Below are 16,350 nucleotides of genomic sequence, written 5' to 3'. Positions count from 1 at the left end.
CTGTTGGTCCAACAGCGACCGCGATCAGCGCTCCGGGGGCCTCCTGCGGTGTGCGGTCAGACCTGCACGCGGTCCTCGACGGCCTTCGCGATCTTGGCGAGGGCGTCCTCGACCGGGATGCCGTTCTCCTGCGAACCGTCGCGGTAGCGGAAGGAGACGGCGCCGTTGGCCATGTCCTCGTCGCCCGCGATGATCATGAAGGGGACCTTGGCCTTCTGCTGGTTGCGGATCTTCTTCTGCATCCGGTCGGAGGAAGCGTCGACGTCGACGCGCAGACCCTGCTTCCGCGCCTTGGCGGCGAACTCCTGGAGGTACGGGATGTGCGCGTCGCCGATCGGGATGCCGACCGCCTGGACCGGGGCCAGCCACACCGGGAACGCACCCGCGTAGTGCTCCAGGAGCACCGCGAAGAAGCGCTCGATGGAACCGAACAGCGCGCGGTGGATCATGACCGGGCGCTGCTTGGTGCCGTCGGGGCCGGTGTACTCCAGGTCGAAGCGCTCCGGCAGGTTGAAGTCGAGCTGCACGGTCGACATCTGCCAGGTACGGCCGATGGCGTCCTTGCACTGGACGGAGATCTTCGGGCCGTAGAACGCGGCGCCGCCCGGGTCGGGAACGAGCGGCAGGCCCTGCTTCTCGGCGACCTGACGCAGCGTCTCGGTGGCCTCGTCCCAGACCTCGTCCGAGCCGACGAACTTCTCCGGGTCCTTGGTGGAGAGCTCCAGGTAGAAGTCGGTCAGACCGTAGTCACGGAGCAGGTTCAGGACGAAGGTGAGCGTCCTGTCGAGCTCCTCCGCCATCTGCTCCTTGGTGCAGTAGATGTGCGCGTCGTCCTGCGTGAAGCCGCGCGAGCGGGTCAGACCGTGGACGACACCCGACTTCTCGTACCGGTACACCGTGCCGAACTCGAAGAGACGCAGCGGCAGTTCGCGGTAGGAACGGCCCCGCGCATCGAAGATCAGGTTGTGCATCGGGCAGTTCATCGGCTTGAGGTAGTAGTCCACCCCGTCGTCGAGCTGCATGGGCGGGTACATGCCGTCGGCGTACCAGTCCAGGTGGCCGGACTTCTCGAAGAGCTTGCCCTTGGTGGCGTGGGGGCTGTAGACGAACTCGTAGCCCTCCTCCTCGTGGCGGCGCCGCGAGTAGTCCTCCATGGCCCGGCGGATGACGCCGCCCTTGGGGTGGAAGACCGCGAGGCCGGGGCCGATCTCGTCGGGGAAGGAGAAGAGGTCCAGCTCGTTGCCGAGCTTGCGGTGGTCGCGCTTGGCGGCCTCCTCCAGGAACTCCAGGTGCGCCTTGAGCTCGTCCTTGGTGGGCCACGCGGTCCCGTAGATGCGCTGGAGCATCGGGTTCTTCTCGCTGCCCCGCCAGTACGCCGCGGCGTTCCGCATCAGCTTGAACGCCGGGATGAACCGGGTGGTCGGCAGGTGCGGACCACGGCAGAGGTCCTTCCAGCACAGCTCGCCGGTCTTCGGGTCCAGGTTGTCGTAGATGGTCAGCTCGCCGCCGCCCACCTCGACGTCCGCGCCGTCGTCCGAGGACGCCGAGCCCTTGATGCCGATGAGCTCCAGCTTGTACGGCTCGTCGGCGAGCTCCTCGCGGGCGGCCTCGTCGGTGACGACCCGGCGGGAGAAGCGCTGACCCCGCTTCTGGATCTCCTGCATCTTCTTCTCGATGGCCTTGAGGTCCTCGGGCGTGAACGGCTTCTCGACGTCGAAGTCGTAGTAGAAGCCGTCCTTGACCGGCGGGCCGATGCCCAGCTTGGCGTCGGGGTGCAGCTCCTGCACGGCCTGCGCCATGACGTGGGCGGTGGAGTGCCGCAGGATGTTGAGGCCGTCCTCGGAGGAGATCTCGACGGGCTCGACGGTCTCGCCGTCCTTGAGCTCGTACGCGAGGTCCTTCAGCTCGCCCTCGACACGCGCGGCAACGACGGTGCGCTGACCGGGGAAGAGCTCGGCCGCCGTAGTCCCCGTCGTCACCACGCGCTCTTCCCGCTCGGAATCGCGTTGGATGATCACACGGACGTCTGACACCGGTCTCTCCTGACTGAGGGGGTGCGGCGCTTCGTATCGCGCGCGCAAGACGAATCGTACCGAGCGGAGGGCCCCCTTAGCGAAAGGGATACCGCGCGGCCGGGACACGCCCTAGGTCTCCTCCCCCGTGCACGCCTCCTCGAAGAAGTCCAGGTTCTCCTGGAGCGACTTCATCAGCCGGTCCCGCTCCGTCTCGTCGACCTGGACCGGAGCCACCTGCGAGGCCCCGCTGAGGCGGCGGAAGCCTCCCCGGCTCTCCAGCCGCCCCTCCACCCGGATCGGCAGTCCGACCAGGTGGGCGTGGCCCGCGATGCGGTACGCCTCCTCGTCGAGCTCCATCCGTACGTGGGCCACCTCGGCGCCCGCCAGCACGCTCAGCCGTACGATCCCGGCGCCGCGCGGCCCGGAGCGGCGCATCCGGACGACGGCGCCGGTGATCCGTACCGGAACGGCGGGCTCGTCCTGGAGATAGCGGGCGCCCGCCCTGCGCAGGGCCGGCAGGTCGCCGGGTGAGAACTCGACGGGCGCGGGGCGGGCGGGGCAGCCCTCGGGCGTACCGGCGGCCGGCGCCCACTCCAGGGCGATCCCGGCCCCCTCGGAGCCGCGGACCAGGGCGATGACGGCCTCGGTCAGTTCCCGGCTGACGCCCGCGGCGACAGCGGTGTCGAAGGCGTCCATGCCTCCGGTCGCCCGCTGGTAGTCGACGGCCTCCCGGGTGGCGTGCAGGGCCTGGTAGAGCTGGACGGCGACGGCCCGCCCCGAGGCGACGGGCACGAAGGCGGTGAGCCTGCGTCCGCCCGGCGCGGGCCCGACCAGGGTGCCGTCCAGAGCGGCCTGGGCCTTCCGGCGGTGGCGGTTGCCGTGGTAGCCGGCGGGCGCGCGGACGGCCAGGGCGCCGGCCAGCAGGATCTGGCGGGCCGCCGAGCGCAGGTGTTCGTCCTCGGTCCAGCCGGCCGCTCCGGCGGCCCCGGCGGCCGACTCGGGGACGTCGCGCCACCACCGGATCTCGTCGCTGGGCACCGCGAGGGAGACGAGGACGTCCCTGGCGGAAGGGGCCGCGCTCCGGGCGAGCGCGGTGAGGGCCTCGCCGATGAGGTCCTCACTGTCCGGGAACGCGGCCGTTTCGGGCACCAGCAGGCTCATGGCGCCGCCGGACGGTCCGGGCGGTGTCCAGCGGCTGTAGCGTCCCGCCGCTCCGCCGCGCCGCTGCCAGCCGTGCCGGTCCAGGAGCGCGCCGAGGACGGCGGGGTCGACGAGGGCGGGATCGGGGATGTCCCCGGTGGCCCGCGGTGCGTCCGGATGTTCTCCCGGGTGTGGCCGTGGGCCCGCAGGCGTCGCTCCGTGGAACGGTTCGTCCGTCGACCGGTGCATCAGGGTCTCCCTCCCGCCCCGACCCGGGCCATGATCTCGCAGAGTGCTCGGTCGTCGAAGATCCGCGTGGTCGGGATGCGCACGGTGGTCCTGTGCCGGCCCGTCACCGCGTGGCCCGCCAGGTTGGTCCAGTAGCAGCAGTGCCGCAGGTCGAGTTGCTCGTGTCCGGCCCGCAGCCAGTCCTCCTGGCTGCGGGGCACGAGCATCACGACCAGGATCTTGTGCACCGACACGGGGGTCCGGGCGAGCTTCACGAGGTGGGCGTTGTCGAGCGTGAAGGAGAACGCCGGGCCGGGTGGGTGCGAGGGGATCTGGTAGGTGCATTTGAGCTGCACCTTGATGGTCACCTCGTCGTCGACGGTGTGGTCCGGGGCACCGTGGCTGACGTGCCAGTCGATGCCGTTGTCGGGGAACGGCTGCGACAGGGAGCATCCCGCCGCCGCGGCTACCGCGTGCAAGTAGCCCACCTGGAGGGTCTCCATGCAGGCGGTGGTGGCGAGGGTGCCGCGCAGCGGTGTGGTCCGCTGCGCCGGCAGTACCCCTCCGTGGTCTTCGGCGCGGGAGGGGCCCCCTGGGTTCGGCTGCGCGAGCGCCATGGCTCCGTGTGCCTTCCGGGCTGTGCCGACCGGTTGTCCGGCCTCTGCCGACGGGCAGGTCAACTTCCGTTCCCGTCACCTGTGTTGTCACCGCAGGAGACGGGTCGCAAACGGCGTATCAGGCAAACACCCCGGGTATCACCGTTCCGGGCAGAGGAATCATTCCATCTGCCGTGCAGGTGCGAGGAGTTCGGGGATGATGCACTGGTTCGAAGGGCCGCTGGCCGCTTTTGACACCGAGACGACAGGCGTGGATGTCGAGGAGGACCGGATCGTTTCGGCCGCTCTCGTCGTCCAGGACACCGCCGGCGGGCGCACACGGGTCACCCGCTGGCTGGTCAATCCGGGGGTTCCGGTGCCCGCGGGGGCGACCGAGATCCACGGCCTGACCGACGATCACCTCCAGCGCAACGGCCGTTGGCCCGCGCCGGTGGTGGAGGAGATAGCCCGGGCGCTGGCGGAGCAGTGCGCGACGGGGCGGCCGCTGGTCGTGATGAACGCTCCGTTCGATCTGACGCTGCTGGACCGGGAACTGAAGCGGCACCGGGCGTCGTCGCTGAGCCGCTATACGCAGAACTCACCGCTGTGCGTGCTGGATCCGCGCGTGCTCGACAAGCATCTCGACCGGTATCGCAAGGGCCGTCGCACACTGACGGATCTGTGCGAGCAGTACGGAGTGGTGCTGGACGGGGCTCATGATGCCGCGGCCGACGCGGCGGCCTCGATGGAGCTGGTACGGGCGGTGGGGCGGCGCTTCTCCGGACGGCTGGAGCGGCTGACACCGGCCGAGCTGCACACCCTGCAGGCCGTGTGGCACGCGGCACAGGCGCGCGGTCTGCAGGCGTGGTTCGCGAAGAGCGGGACGCCGGAGGTGGTGGACCCCGCGTGGCCGCTGCGCCCGGAGCTGCGCGCCGCGGCCTGAGGCCGGGGTTGCGTCTTCCCGGCGTACGGGAACGCGAAAGCCGGCCCGTCGGTGGTGCTGACGGACCGGCTCTTCCCGGTGGGCGATACTGGTTTCGAACCAGTGACCTCTTCGGTGTGAACGAAGCGCTCTCCCACTGAGCTAATCGCCCGGGAACGGGATGAACCATACAGGGCTCTGCGGGCTGGGTTCAAACTCCTTGCAGCCGGGCCGTGAGTCCGCGGCGTCCCGACCGCATCATCAGCGCGTGGTTCGCGCGGAAGACGAGCCGTCCGGGCACGGCGAGGCGCCGCATCAGGGCCCTGCGGACGACGACCTCCTGCTGGTAGGTGGCCCTGCTGCCACCGGCGCGCGGAGCGACGGTCCAGCGGGCCCAGCCCTCCAGATCGCCGGTCATCGTCACTTCGAGGACCCGGGAGCGCGGGTCGCGGTGGCTCTGGTTCGCGGTGACGACCAGCTCGTAGGGCAGGAACGAGCGGAAGCGCGCGGTTCCGCTCGTGGCGTCGATGGCGGTGACCGCACGGACCTGGGGCCACCACTGCGGATAGTCCTCGGCGCGTTCCAGTGCGTCGTAGACGGTGTCCGGCGGGGCGGGCACGTCCCAGACGCTCGTGAAACGGTAGTGACTCCAGTCCATGGGTCCAGTCTGCGCGTTGAGGCGGCTACTCAGTCGAAGAACGTGCGGGACATCGCGGAAACTGAGTATCCGAGCGCATGTACGAGGGTGTGGTGGGGGCCACACTCGCGGACATGGAACATCTGCCGCCACCCGCCGAGGAATTGGCGCTCCTCGACCGTGAACTGGTGCAGCTGGACACCCGAAGGGTCCAGCTGCTGAACCGGCGCTCCTGGCTGCTGAGTGTGCTGCAGCAGCAGACCGCGCCCCTCCCGCCCTTCCCCGCGCACCGCGCGCCGCAGCCGGCCGGGCGCTACTCCGCCCCGCTGCGCCCCGGGGGCCCGGGCCGGGCGGCTCCGCCGCGCAGTGCGCAGAACGTGCTGCTGTCGCTCGGCGGTCTGCTGCTGATCATCGCCGCGATCGCGTTCACCCTGGTCAGCTGGGGTGCCATGGGAATCGGTGGCCGCTCCGCCGTGCTCGCCGCTGTGACGGTCGGCGCCCTCGTCGCCCCGGCGGTCCTGCTGAAGCGCGGGCTGTCGTCGACTGCCGAGGCGCTGGCCGCGCTGGCTCTGGTGCTGACGGTGCTCGACGCGTACGCGCTGCACGCGGTGGCGGCGCCGGGCGCTGACGGTCTCGTGTTCGCGGCCGTCGCCTCGGCGGTGCTGGCCATGGGGTGGGCGGGGTACGGGCTGGCACTGGGCAGGCTGCGGCTGCCGTTGCCCGCCGCCGTGGTGGCCGGTCAGCTGCCTCTGGTGCTGTGGGCGTGGGCGGCCGGGGCGCCGGTGCTCGCCTTCGGGTGGGCGCTGCTGGTGACCGCTGCCGCGGACGGTGCGGTCGCGTTGTGGGGCAAGGGGCTCGCGGTGCGGGTCACGGCGGGTGCCGGTGCGGCGGTGACCGGGCTGCTCGCGCTGCTGCTGGGGCTGGTGCGGTCGGTGTCGGCCGACGGGCCGCTGTCCGCGGCGGGGCCGGGGTGCCTGCTGCTCGCCGGAGCCGCGGTGGCGTTGTTCGGGGCGTGGCGGGCCCGGCGGGAGTTCGCGCTGGTCGCGGGCTGCCTGTCGGGGCTGGCCGCGCTGGCCGCGGTCGGCGGTGTGCTGCGGACGGCGGTGCCGCAGGACTGGTCGGTCGTGGCGTATCTGGTGTGCGCTGTGGTGCTCCTGGCCGCACTCAGGGCTCGGGTCCCGCGTCACGCGGAGCGGGGTGTCCTGACCGCCGCCGGGATGGTGGTCGCGGGTGCGGTGCTGTGGGCGCTTCCTCCGGTGGCCGCGGTGCTGCTGGGCCCCATGTCGCTGCTGACGGACGTGTGGTCGGGCGCTCCGGACGGGGTCCGGGCGGCGATGGGGGTTTCGGTGCCGTGGTCGGGCATGGCGGCTTCCCCGGTGGTACTCGCGGTGGTGGCGGGTGTGCTGGGTGTGGCGCACCGGTACGGGCCCGCGAGGGTCGCGGGTACGCCCGGGGCGCCGGTCACGTCCGGTGCGGGGTGGCGCGGCGCGGCGGCGGCCGGTGGCCTCTGTCTCGGCTGGGCCGCGCTGCTGGTGCTGCCGGCCGCTCTGGATGCCGGGTACGTGCCGGCGGTGGTGGTGGAGATGGTGCTGGTGGCCGCGCTGCTGGCGGTGGCGGTGCGTGGTCTGTCCGGGGCGGCGGCCGTCTCGCTGTCCGGTGTGACGGTGACCGCGATGGTGTGTGCGCTGACCGGGTCGGCTGCGGTGGGCGTGCTGTCGCTGGCCGCGGAGCCGGCGACCTACGCGGTGTTCGGGACGCTGCTGGTGCTGTTCGTGGGCGCGGCGGTCCGGTCGCGGGTGACCGTGGTGCGGGTGGTGTTCGCCTGTGTCGCGGTGCTGTGCGGGATCGTGGTGGCGTCTGCGTCCGGCACGTCGCTGGGTCTGGCCGCGTACGAGGGCGCGCCGGTCGTGCTCGCGGTTCCCGCGGTGACCGTGCTGCTCGGGTTCCGCCTGCGGGGTGGCCCGGTGGGGGCGGCGGTCGAGCTCACGGGGGCGTTCGGTGCGGTGATCGCGGTGGTGATGGCGGTGCCGGACGCGCCGTTCCTGGCTCTGGTGCTGGCGCTGTGCGGCGTCCTGGCGGCGGGCACCGCGGTGCGCCCGGAGCGCAGGCGGATCGCCGGGTACCTGTCGGCGGTCCTGTTCGTGGCGGCCACCTGGGTGCGGCTGGCCGCGTCCGAGGTGTCGGTCCCGGAGGCGTACACGCTGCCGGTGACGGTGCCGGCGCTCGTGGTCGGTGTGCTGCGGCGGCGCCGTGATCCGGCGGCTTCGTCGTGGACGGCGTACGGTCCGGGTCTCGCGGCGACGCTGGTGCCGAGTCTCCTCGCGACGTGGGCCGACCCGGACTGGGTGCGGCCGTTGCTGTTGGGGTTGGTGGCTCTGGTGATCACGTTGGCGGGTGCCCGGTTCCGGCTCCAGGCGCTGCTTCTGCTGGGCGGTGCGGTGCTGGCACTGGTCGCGCTGCACGAGCTGGCGCCCTATGTGGTGCAGGTGGCCGGTGCGCTGCCCCGTTGGCTGCCACCCGCGCTGGCAGGGGTGCTGCTCCTGGTGGTGGGGGCCACGTACGAGCAGCGGCTGCGGGATGCGCGGCGGCTCAGGGACGCCCTGGGCCGGATGCGGTGACGCGTCCGGTCCCAGGGGCCCCGGGGTCTCAGGCCGGCATTCGGTCGCCGAGGAGGGCGAGGTTCTCGATGGCGGCGAGTCCGTAGAGCGCGGTGTCGTTGGTGTAGACCCAACTGGCCTCGCTGCCGGGCACGGTGGTGACGGGGCCGGTGAGCTTCTCGGTCTTCCAGGGGGCGGATTCGCGGTATCCGTCGCTGTTGTAGAACTTCTCCCAGGCACGGGCGGCGAGCTTCTCGTCGCCCGTCTGCACGGCGGCGTACGCGTCGAGCCGTGAGTGTCCCTGGAAGAGGAGCAGGTTGCCGAAGTTCGAACCGTAACGAGCGGCCTGTTCCGCCTTGGTGGCGTTGAAGTACCGGCAGTAGTCCAGGTAGGCGCTCTTGAACTCCGGCATGTCGACGAGGTCGATGAGTTCGGCGCACAGTTCGCCCAGGCCGAAGACCGCGGAGAGGTGCGAGACGCTGACCGCGGGCTTCTCGGCGATCGCGAACCTCCCGGTGTCGAGGTCGTAGAGGCCGGTGCCCTGGACGAATCCGTTGGGCTGGGCCGCGATGGTCTCCATGGTGGCGAGGACTCTGGCCCTGGCCTTGTCCGCCTGCGGGCCGCCGCGTTCCCATTCGGTGAGCCAGGCGGAGACCAGGCCGCTCCAGTCGGTTCCGAAGCCCACGGAGAGGGCGTGCCGGTCGGGTGTGTAGGGCTCGGTACGGATCTTGCGGATCGGGTCGAGGACGAGGAAGGTCTCGTCGGAGTCGACGTTGGCGCGCATCAGGTCACCGACGCGTTCGTCGGCGGTGAGGAAGTAGTAGATGCGGCGGTAGGTGGTGTTGGCGATGCGCTGCTGCTTGGCGCTGTCGGCGTAGTGCTGGATGCCGTGCCGGGTGCCGAGTCCGGCCCATTGGCCGAGGTGGTAGACGTCGACCTCTCCGGTGTGGCGGGTCATGGCCTCGGCGAAGCGGAAGATGTCCGCGCGGCCGGAGCGCAGGTAGGCGTACCAGAGCCAGAGGTCGGGTGAGAGTTCGGAGTTGTCCCAGGCATAGCCGCCGACGTCGTAGCGCCACTGGTGGCGGGCGGGGTCGTACGAGTGCATGACGTCGCCGTAGTCCCAGAAGCCGTACCAGCGCCGCATGTCGACCTGGTCCCTGTAGTACGTGAAGAGGAAGTCGAGGTGGTCCTCGATCTTCGCCTTGGCCGGGGTGGAGCGGTCGACCGGCGAGAAGAGCCCGCCGAAGACCCTGGCCTCGATGAGCTGGGACGGCGGCGCTGCGAGCTGGGGGAGGGTGCGGACGGCCTGGGTCTCACGGCCGAGCGCTTCGGCGCTGGGCGTGGAGTCGTGGGCCCAGAAGAGGAGTTCGCTGGTGCGGGCGATGCCGTACGGGGTGCCGAAGCCGGGCTCGTAGTCCTCGTAGGTGATGTTGAGACCTTCGAGCTGTTCGGCGTACGTGTCCTGGCCGAGGCCGTCGTGGTAGAAGCGCAGGTCCATCGGTTCGGCCTCGGGCGACCAGAGCCACAGGGTGACTTCCGCGGCGTCGGTGTGGGCGTCGCGGATGTCGAGCTGGGCGGGGTGCTTCTCCCAGAAGTCCCGCAGCCCGAAGGAGAGTCCGCCGCTCGCGCCTCCGACGTATCCGAAGCCGGAGGCACGCCGGCCGCCGCCCGCCGCGATCCAGCCGTGGCCCTTCTTCGTGCGCTTGCGCAGTGTGAAGCCGTCGGCGGAGAGCTGGCTGAGGGTGTAGTCACCCCAGGTGGGGATGAGGTGGAGGCGGCTGGTGACGCGCTGGTCCCAGGTGGCCGGGTCGGGGAGCCTGGTCCCTTCGAACTGGGCTGCCTGGACGGCTGCGCCCGGGTCGCGGCGGAGCCCTGTGATGCCCTTGACGGCCTCGCGGAGCATGCCGGTGCCCTCGCCGCCGATGCGGATGTGCCGGTCGTACGCCTCGTCGCGCATCGGGACGGTGAAGCGGACGCCGAGGCCACGGATGAAGTCGCCGTCGGCCTTGCCGGGTTCCTGGGTGCCGTCGAACGTGATGGTGTGCACCATGCGGAACGATTCCGCGCCCGCGTAGAAGTAGAGCCGTACGGAGAAGGGCAGCCAGGAGCGGCTGCCTCTGCGGTGCTTGCCCTCGACGCGGACGACGGCGCGGACGGGGCCGCTCTGCTCGACCTCGGTCCGGGTGATGGTGCTCTCGAAGCGTTCGTACTTCTCCTGGCCCTGGTCGCCGTCCTCGATCTCGCCCTGGCGGATCAGGACGAGCTTGCCGTCCCTGGCGATTTCGGTGGAGCCGCGGGTGAGCGAGGAGATGAGGCGGGAGCCGCCCCTGCCGATCCTGGCGGTGATCACGCCGGTGGAGACGGTGATGGTGGAACCGGTGTTCTTGACGCCGACCTGGTGCGCCGGCCCGGCGGGCTCAACGGTGGTTGTGGTGAGGGTGAACTTCTTGCCGGCCGCCGCCTCGGGGCCGACGGCGTGGGCGGTCCACTTCACGGAACCGTCGGGCCATGTGGCGGTGGCCCAGGTCTGTACGGGGATGTCCTTGCCGTCGGCGGCCGCCAGCGCGAACTTCTGGCCGGCCGGGACCTGTCCCCTGGCCCACGGCACGCCGAAGGTGGAGCCCGGAGCGGCCCCGAGCCCGGCGTCCTCCAGCCAGCCGATCTCGACGGGTCCTTGGGCGGTCCGCCCTTCGGCGGCGCTTCCCGCGGCGGCGGCCGGCCGGGTGGTGTCGTTCAGCACCCAGGAGAAGGGGGTCGCCGCGCCGGCGACGGCGGCGGCCTTGAGCACGGTACGACGAGGGATCGGGGACATCACGACTCCAGTTCGATCAGAAATTGGGCATGCCGGATCGCGCGTTGGTGCGTGGTGGGAGATGTGCGGGGGCCGGTCAGCGGCGGTCGACGGCGACGGCCGCCGCCGCGAGCGCGCCGAGCGCGGGCGCGGCCAGCGGCGGTACCTGCCAGGCGGTCAGGGCGAGTGCGACGAACCCGCCGATGAGCAGCAGCGAACCGGCCGGGTCGGTCAGGGTCCGGCGGGCGCCCGTGCGCGCGAGAGGCGCCCAGGAGACGCCGGGCCGCCAGGCCGCGGCCACGCGGAGGGCCGCGACGGCGACTGCCAGGACGCCGAGCACGCTGGCGGCGGCGAGCAGCCGGCCTCCCGGCAGCAGACCGGACCTGGCGACCTGCCAGTCGAAGGCGAGCAGGGCGAGCGCCACCCACCACAGCAGGGCCGCCCGCCAGCCGGTGCGTACGGCCTCGCGCAGATCGGCGGCGAACTCCCGCAGACCGCCCCGCCGTCCGTCGAGCTGCCGGCGCAGATGGGCACAGCCCGCCGCGCACGCGGGCAGCAGGGTCACCAGCGGCAGCGCGGCGACGGTGATCCATACCCCGGTGAGCAGACATTCCGCGAACAGCGTGAAACGGGCGAGCTTCTCCGGGCGCCCCGCGCCTCGGACCGGGTGCCCTGCGGACCGTACGGCCATGGCGTTTCTCAGCCCTTCAGTCCGGATGTCGCCGCGCCCTCGACGAGGTAGCGCTGGAAGGCGAGGAAGAAGGCCAGTACCGGCAGGAGCGCGAGGAGCGACATGGCGATCATTCCGCCGTAGTCGGCCGCGCTGTCCTGGTCGATGAACATCTTCAGGCCCATGGAGACGGGGTACTTCTCGGGTTCGTTGAGGTAGAGGAGGGGGCCGAGGAAGTCGTTCCAGGACCAGATGAACGTGAAGATCGCGCTGGTGATCAGGGCGGGCCTGCAGAGCGGCAGCATGATGTGCCAGTAGATCCGGGGGTGCCCGCAGCCGTCGAGCCGTGCGGCCTCGTCGAGCTCCCTGGGCAGGTTCCGCATGAACTGCATCATGAGGAAGACGAAGAAGGCGTCCGTCGCCAGGTACTTGCCGAGCAGCAACGGCACGTAGGTGTTGATGAGTTCCATCTTCTGGAACAGCACGTACTGCGGAATGATCAGTACGTGGTACGGCAGCAGCAGCGTGCCGATCATCAGCGAGAAGAGCACGTTGCGCCCGCGGAAGGAGATCCGGGCGAAGGCGTAGGCCGCCAGCGAGCAGGAGATCAGGACCCCGGCGACCGAACCGAAGGCCAGCACCAGCGAGTTGACGAAGAACGTCGAGATGGGGATGTCGGCGATGCCGTCGGCGAGGCGTTCGTAGTGGGTGAACACCGGGTTGGAAGGGAAGAGTTCCAGTCCGCCGACGATGTCCTCGTTGGGTTTCAGGGAACCCCCGATCACCCAGAACAGCGGATACAGGACCACCATGAGCACGGCGAGCGCCCCGATGTGCCAGAGGGCCGAGCGCAGGCCGCGCCGCCGCCCCGGGTGGATGAGCGCGCTCATCGGGCGTCCTCCTCGTAGTGCACCCAGCGGCGCTGGGACCAGAACAGCACGGCCGTGACGAGGCCGACGGTGATCAGCAGCATCCAGGCCATCGCGGAGGCGTAACCCATCCGGAGGTTCGTCCAGCCCTGTTCGTACAGGTAGCAGGTGTAGACGAGACCGGCATCGGCCGGACCGCACTTGCTGTTGGTGACGACGTAGGCGGAGGCGAAGATCTGGAAGGAGTGGATGGTCTCCAGGAGCAGGTTGAAGAAGAGCACCGGCGAGATCATCGGCAGGGTGATGGACCGGAATCGCCGCCAGGCGCCCGCTCCGTCCACTTCCGCCGCCTCGTACAGCTCGCGCGGCACCTGCTTGAGTCCGGCGAGGAAGATCACCATGGGGGCGCCGAACTGCCAGACGGTGAGCGCGACCAGGGCGTAGATCACCATGTCCGGGTCGCCGATCCAGCCGCCGACGTCGACACCGAAGATCTTCTGCGTACGGTCGACGACCGCGTCGTCGGAGAAGAGCGCCCGCCAGACGATGGCGATGGAGACGCTCGCGCCGACGAGGGACGGTGCGTAGAACGCGGCGCGGTAGAAGCCCTGACCGCGCCGCTTCTTGGTGAGGAGCAGGGCCACACCCAGGGCCGCAGCCAGTTTCAGCGGGGTACCGACGACGACGTACGAGGTGGTGACCTCGACGGACTTCTGCCAGCGGGCGTCACCGAACATCTCGGTGAAGTTGTTCAGCCCCACCCACCGCGGGGTGTCGAACAGGTTGTAGTCGGTGAACGCCAGGTAGAGCGAGGCCAGCATGGGCCCGGCGGTGAGGAGGGCGAAGCCCGCGATCCACGGGGACATGAACAGATAGCCGGCGAGGGTCTCCCCGCGGGCCCGCCGCCTCGCGGCGGCGGGCCGTCGTCCGGATTTCCTGGGCTGCCCGGGGCTCTCTTCGCGCGCGGGGGGCGCCGGGGCCTGGAGGTCAGTCATTGCCGTTCCCATCAGGAGCCGAGTGCCGTCTTCGCCTCGGAGAAGAACTGCTTGACGCCGTCGTCCACGGAGGTCGTGCCCAGGACGACATCCGTGGCGATGCGCAGGAACGCGGCTTCGGCGATGTCGGCGCCCGCCGGATGCGGAGTGATCGGCTCGACGTTGTCGGCGACCTTCTTCTCGTACTCGGCGATCTGCGCGGAGACGCCGACCGGCTCGTACGCCTCGAACTGCTCGGTCGTGGCGAGGACGCCCCGGTCGTAGCCCATGATCTTGCCGACCTCGGGGTCGTGGACCATGAAGTCGATGAACTGGGCGACTTCCTCGGGGTGCTTCGTACGGGCGGAGCCGCTGAGCATCAGCGAGGAGATGTACTGCCCGGTGCGCTTGCCGTCCGTCGTGGGGATCGGAGCGAGGCCGAGGGGGACCTTGGTCTCGGAGGTGTACCTGACCAGGAAGTTGTCCCAGGTGAACTCGCCCGCGGAGAGGTCCTTGGAGAGCGCGGACGTGGGCTTGGCCTGCTCGGCCTTCTTCGGGTCGGTGAGTACTCCGGCCTTGGTCCGGTCGTGGCTCTTGGTCCACCAGTCCTTGAGGTCGGCCTCGGTGAAGCCGAGCCCGTCCTCGGTGAAGAACGCCTTGTCGTTCTGGCGGAGCACGAGGTCGTACAGGTACATGATGCCGCCGTGGCCGCTGTCGCCCGCAAGCTTGCCGCCCTCGCTGATCTTCTGGATGGCGGCGTCGTACTCGTCCCAGGTCCAGCCCTCGGCGGGTGTCACGCCCACCTTCTTGTACTCGGCGGGGTTGTAGACGAGCGCGAAGGTGTTGCCGCCGACGGGTACACCGAGGAGCTTGCCCTTGACGTCGCCCGCCTTCTCCAGACCGGCGCGGAAGTTGTCCATGCTGAGGTTGCCGGCCTTGACCTGGGCGTTCAGGTCGAGCAGCACGCGCTTGTCGTCGTACTTGCGCAGGAAGGCCACGGAATTCTGGAACACGTCGGGGGCGTTGCCGGCGGACGCCTGGGTGTTGAACTTCTTCCAGAACGCCTCGTAGTCCTGGAAGTCGGTCTTGACGTCGATGTCCGGGTGCTTCTTCTCGAACAGCGCGATCGTCTTGTTGATCATCTCGGCGCGTTCCTGGCCGCCCCACCAGGAGTAGCGGATCTCGACCTTGCCACCGGCTCCCGCTCCCCCGCCGTCGCCGTCGCAGCCGGAGGCCAGCACCCCCAGAACCGCCACGGACACACCGGTCGCACGCAGCCCCTGGGCACTCCGCCAAGACCTCATGACACACCCCTTCCGGGCAGGCTGCACCCGCTGCCACGGTCGATTGAATCGTTTAAGAAAGCGCTTGCTGGGACAAGCTAAGGACCCGATGCCGCAACGTCAACGGTTGGGACGGAATCGTTTGAAGCGCTTCGACGAAACACGGGGGTAAGCGCGAGGCAACAACGCAGGTGGGAGCGGTCGGCGCGACACGGCAGGGCGTCACGGGAAGACGTGCGCGGCCGGCACCCCGGAACAGAGGCCGCGCGACTGCCCGGACCCGGGAAACGCCAGAGGGCCCGCGAGACTTTTCAGTCTCGCGGGCCCTCTGTCCGGGTGGGCGATACTGGGTTCGAACCAGTGACCTCTTCGGTGTGAACGAAGCGCTCTCCCACTGAGCTAATCGCCCGGGCGCACCGCAAACATTACCCCATGTCAGCGGTGCTCCAGGACCGGCCCCAGGTCACTCGGTGATCTTCCACGGCATGGCGATCCCGAACTTCCAGACATAGACCGCGACCAGCACCGCGATGATCACGAGACCCACCGTGGTGAGGATGATGTTGCGCCGCCGCACCTTGGGGTCGAGCGCCTTCTGAGCGGCCTCCGTGACCTTGCGCCTCGTCCAGCGCAGCACCAGCTGCGCCCAGACGAACTCGGTCGCCCAGATCGCCATGCCCCCGAAGATCACGAGCCACCCGGGTCCCGGCAGCGGCAGCATGACGACACCGGCCGCCACGACGGCGAGGCCGACGATGAAGACACCGACCTGCCAGCTCATGTGCAGGGGCTTCGACGCCTTGATGAAGGCCGGCGCCCGCGATCCCAGCTCCCGCTCGACCCTCACCGCGCCCCCCGCAGCGGACTCCGGGGCCCGCACTGCGGCCTCGCTCCGCTCGTCACTCTCCGCATTCATGGTCCCCAACCTACCTGAACGGTCCTCGTCACCGGAATGGCCGCATAACTCAAAGTTACACACCGCCGCACGAGGGACCCGAAGGGCCACAAATGGGTCAGAGGGGTTTACAACGCCACCGTAGGTGGCATGTCGATTTCGCCGACGTGCGAATCCCCGAGCGCACACTGAGCGAAAGGCCCTGGCGCTTATGAACACCACGGTCAGCTGCGAGCTGCACCTGCGCCTCGTTGTGTCGAGCGAGTCCTCACTGCCTGTACCCGCGGGCCTGCGGTATGACACGGCCGATCCCTATGCCGTGCACGCCACCTTCCACACCGGAGCGGAGGAGACGGTCGAATGGGTATTCGCCCGTGACCTCCTTGCCGAGGGGCTGCACAGGCCCACCGGCACCGGAGACGTCCGCGTCTGGCCATCACGTAGTCACGGTCAGGGCGTCGTCTGTATCGCGCTGAGCTCCCCAGAGGGGGAAGCCTTGCTCGAGGCCCCGGCAAGGGCCCTGGAGTCGTTCCTGAAGAGGACCGACGCCGCGGTTCCGCCAGGCACCGAGCATCGCCACTTCGACCTCGATACGGAGCTCTCACACATCCTGGCCGAGAGCTGAGCCAGGCCGAAAGCTGCAGGGCGCCGTCCGACTCGGGGCGACGGCGCCAGGCGGACAACCTCATAGGGCACACACCGGCGCCGTCACCGCGGAATCCACCGCGGTGAC

Annotated in this window: 13 protein-coding genes and 2 tRNA genes; 3 read left to right on the top strand and 12 right to left on the bottom strand. The window is 70.1% G+C overall.

Going from position 1 to position 16,350, the window contains the following annotated elements:
• Nucleotides 1-56: 56 nt before the first annotated feature.
• From thrS to ACFWSK_RS35935, 3 genes are all read right to left on the bottom strand, one after another.
• Nucleotides 57-2,033, bottom strand: a complete 1,977-nt coding sequence (thrS, locus tag ACFWSK_RS35945; RefSeq protein ID WP_383795880.1) for a threonine--tRNA ligase — start codon at nucleotides 2,031-2,033, stop codon at nucleotides 57-59.
• 111 nt (nucleotides 2,034-2,144) lie between these two features.
• Entirely contained in the window at nucleotides 2,145-3,404 is a 1,260-nt protein-coding gene (locus ACFWSK_RS35940; RefSeq protein ID WP_383795877.1) for a hypothetical protein, read from the bottom strand.
• The gene (locus tag ACFWSK_RS35935; protein ID WP_383795875.1) at nucleotides 3,404-4,000 is read right to left on the bottom strand and encodes a DUF4365 domain-containing protein; all 597 of its coding nucleotides are present in this window, start codon (nucleotides 3,998-4,000) and stop codon (nucleotides 3,404-3,406) included. Before ACFWSK_RS35935 ends, ACFWSK_RS35940 begins: the two co-directional genes overlap by 1 nt.
• 196 nt (nucleotides 4,001-4,196) lie before the next feature.
• On the opposite strand from ACFWSK_RS35935, the gene ACFWSK_RS35930 reads away from it, so the two are divergent.
• Nucleotides 4,197-4,922 (top strand): 3'-5' exonuclease, encoded by a 726-nt coding sequence (locus ACFWSK_RS35930; RefSeq protein WP_383795872.1) that lies wholly within the window; start codon nucleotides 4,197-4,199, stop codon nucleotides 4,920-4,922.
• Nucleotides 4,923-5,001: 79 nt separating this feature from the next.
• Here ACFWSK_RS35930 and ACFWSK_RS35925 read toward each other — a convergent pair.
• Together ACFWSK_RS35925 and ACFWSK_RS35920 are read right to left on the bottom strand one after the other, a co-directional pair.
• Nucleotides 5,002-5,073, bottom strand: a tRNA-Val gene (locus ACFWSK_RS35925).
• Nucleotides 5,074-5,112: 39 nt separating this feature from the next.
• Nucleotides 5,113-5,559, bottom strand: coding sequence for an SRPBCC family protein (locus tag ACFWSK_RS35920; RefSeq protein WP_383795869.1), 447 nt, complete (start codon nucleotides 5,557-5,559; stop codon nucleotides 5,113-5,115).
• Nucleotides 5,560-5,672: 113 nt separating this feature from the next.
• On the opposite strand from ACFWSK_RS35920, the gene ACFWSK_RS35915 reads away from it, so the two are divergent.
• On the top strand, nucleotides 5,673-8,156 hold the full coding sequence (locus ACFWSK_RS35915; RefSeq protein ID WP_383795865.1) for an SCO7613 C-terminal domain-containing membrane protein: 2,484 nt from the start codon (nucleotides 5,673-5,675) through the stop codon (nucleotides 8,154-8,156).
• A gap of 28 nt (nucleotides 8,157-8,184) precedes the next feature.
• Here the strand turns inward: ACFWSK_RS35915 and ACFWSK_RS35910 are convergent, their stop codons facing one another.
• From ACFWSK_RS35910 to ACFWSK_RS35880, 7 genes are all read right to left on the bottom strand, one after another.
• A complete protein-coding gene (locus ACFWSK_RS35910) occupies nucleotides 8,185-10,947 on the bottom strand; it encodes a Tat pathway signal sequence domain protein (protein ID WP_383795862.1) in 2,763 nt (920 codons plus the stop codon).
• Nucleotides 10,948-11,023: 76 nt separating this feature from the next.
• Nucleotides 11,024-11,617 (bottom strand): hypothetical protein, encoded by a 594-nt coding sequence (locus ACFWSK_RS35905; RefSeq protein WP_383795859.1) that lies wholly within the window; start codon nucleotides 11,615-11,617, stop codon nucleotides 11,024-11,026.
• 8 nt (nucleotides 11,618-11,625) lie between these two features.
• On the bottom strand, nucleotides 11,626-12,486 hold the full coding sequence (locus tag ACFWSK_RS35900) for a carbohydrate ABC transporter permease (protein ID WP_383795856.1): 861 nt from the start codon (nucleotides 12,484-12,486) through the stop codon (nucleotides 11,626-11,628).
• Nucleotides 12,483-13,472 (bottom strand): carbohydrate ABC transporter permease, encoded by a 990-nt coding sequence (locus ACFWSK_RS35895; RefSeq protein WP_383795853.1) that lies wholly within the window; start codon nucleotides 13,470-13,472, stop codon nucleotides 12,483-12,485. The genes ACFWSK_RS35900 and ACFWSK_RS35895 overlap by 4 nt, the downstream gene beginning before the upstream one ends.
• Nucleotides 13,472-14,743: an ABC transporter substrate-binding protein gene (locus tag ACFWSK_RS35890; protein WP_383795850.1), complete on the bottom strand. Its 1,272-nt coding sequence runs from the start codon at nucleotides 14,741-14,743 to the stop codon at nucleotides 13,472-13,474. Before ACFWSK_RS35890 ends, ACFWSK_RS35895 begins: the two co-directional genes overlap by 1 nt.
• 316 nt (nucleotides 14,744-15,059) lie before the next feature.
• A tRNA-Val gene (locus tag ACFWSK_RS35885) sits at nucleotides 15,060-15,131 on the bottom strand.
• Nucleotides 15,132-15,185: 54 nt separating this feature from the next.
• Nucleotides 15,186-15,638 carry a TIGR02611 family protein gene (locus ACFWSK_RS35880; RefSeq protein ID WP_383795847.1) on the bottom strand — a complete coding sequence of 151 codons (453 nt, stop codon included), beginning with the start codon at nucleotides 15,636-15,638 and terminating at the stop codon, nucleotides 15,186-15,188.
• Between the two features lie 190 nt (nucleotides 15,639-15,828).
• On the opposite strand from ACFWSK_RS35880, the gene ACFWSK_RS35875 reads away from it, so the two are divergent.
• Entirely contained in the window at nucleotides 15,829-16,242 is a 414-nt protein-coding gene (locus tag ACFWSK_RS35875; RefSeq protein WP_003959770.1) for an SsgA family sporulation/cell division regulator, read from the top strand.
• Nucleotides 16,243-16,350: the final 108 nt, after the last annotated feature.

Source organism: Streptomyces sp. NPDC058620 (assembly GCF_042717135.1).
Classification (GTDB): Bacteria; Actinomycetota; Actinomycetes; order Streptomycetales; family Streptomycetaceae; genus Streptomyces.
The sequence above is the reverse complement of the archived record's forward strand: the minus strand, read 5'-3'. Positions and strand labels throughout refer to the sequence as shown.

Excerpts from the sequence above, each read along its gene's own strand:
- ACFWSK_RS35940 (WP_383795877.1), bottom strand. The coding sequence starts at position 3,404 with ATGCACCGGTCGACGGACGAACCGTTCCACGGAGCGACGCCTGCGGGC.
- ACFWSK_RS35935 (WP_383795875.1), bottom strand. The coding sequence starts at position 4,000 with ATGGCGCTCGCGCAGCCGAACCCAGGGGGCCCCTCCCGCGCCGAAGAC.
- ACFWSK_RS35930 (WP_383795872.1), top strand. The coding sequence starts at position 4,197 with ATGATGCACTGGTTCGAAGGGCCGCTGGCCGCTTTTGACACCGAGACG.
- ACFWSK_RS35920 (WP_383795869.1), bottom strand. The coding sequence starts at position 5,559 with ATGGACTGGAGTCACTACCGTTTCACGAGCGTCTGGGACGTGCCCGCC.
- ACFWSK_RS35915 (WP_383795865.1), top strand. The coding sequence starts at position 5,673 with ATGGAACATCTGCCGCCACCCGCCGAGGAATTGGCGCTCCTCGACCGT.
- ACFWSK_RS35910 (WP_383795862.1), bottom strand. The coding sequence starts at position 10,947 with ATGTCCCCGATCCCTCGTCGTACCGTGCTCAAGGCCGCCGCCGTCGCC.
- ACFWSK_RS35905 (WP_383795859.1), bottom strand. The coding sequence starts at position 11,617 with ATGGCCGTACGGTCCGCAGGGCACCCGGTCCGAGGCGCGGGGCGCCCG.
- ACFWSK_RS35900 (WP_383795856.1), bottom strand. The coding sequence starts at position 12,486 with ATGAGCGCGCTCATCCACCCGGGGCGGCGGCGCGGCCTGCGCTCGGCC.
- ACFWSK_RS35895 (WP_383795853.1), bottom strand. The coding sequence starts at position 13,472 with ATGGGAACGGCAATGACTGACCTCCAGGCCCCGGCGCCCCCCGCGCGC.
- ACFWSK_RS35890 (WP_383795850.1), bottom strand. The coding sequence starts at position 14,743 with ATGAGGTCTTGGCGGAGTGCCCAGGGGCTGCGTGCGACCGGTGTGTCC.
- ACFWSK_RS35880 (WP_383795847.1), bottom strand. The coding sequence starts at position 15,638 with ATGAATGCGGAGAGTGACGAGCGGAGCGAGGCCGCAGTGCGGGCCCCG.
- ACFWSK_RS35875 (WP_003959770.1), top strand. The coding sequence starts at position 15,829 with ATGAACACCACGGTCAGCTGCGAGCTGCACCTGCGCCTCGTTGTGTCG.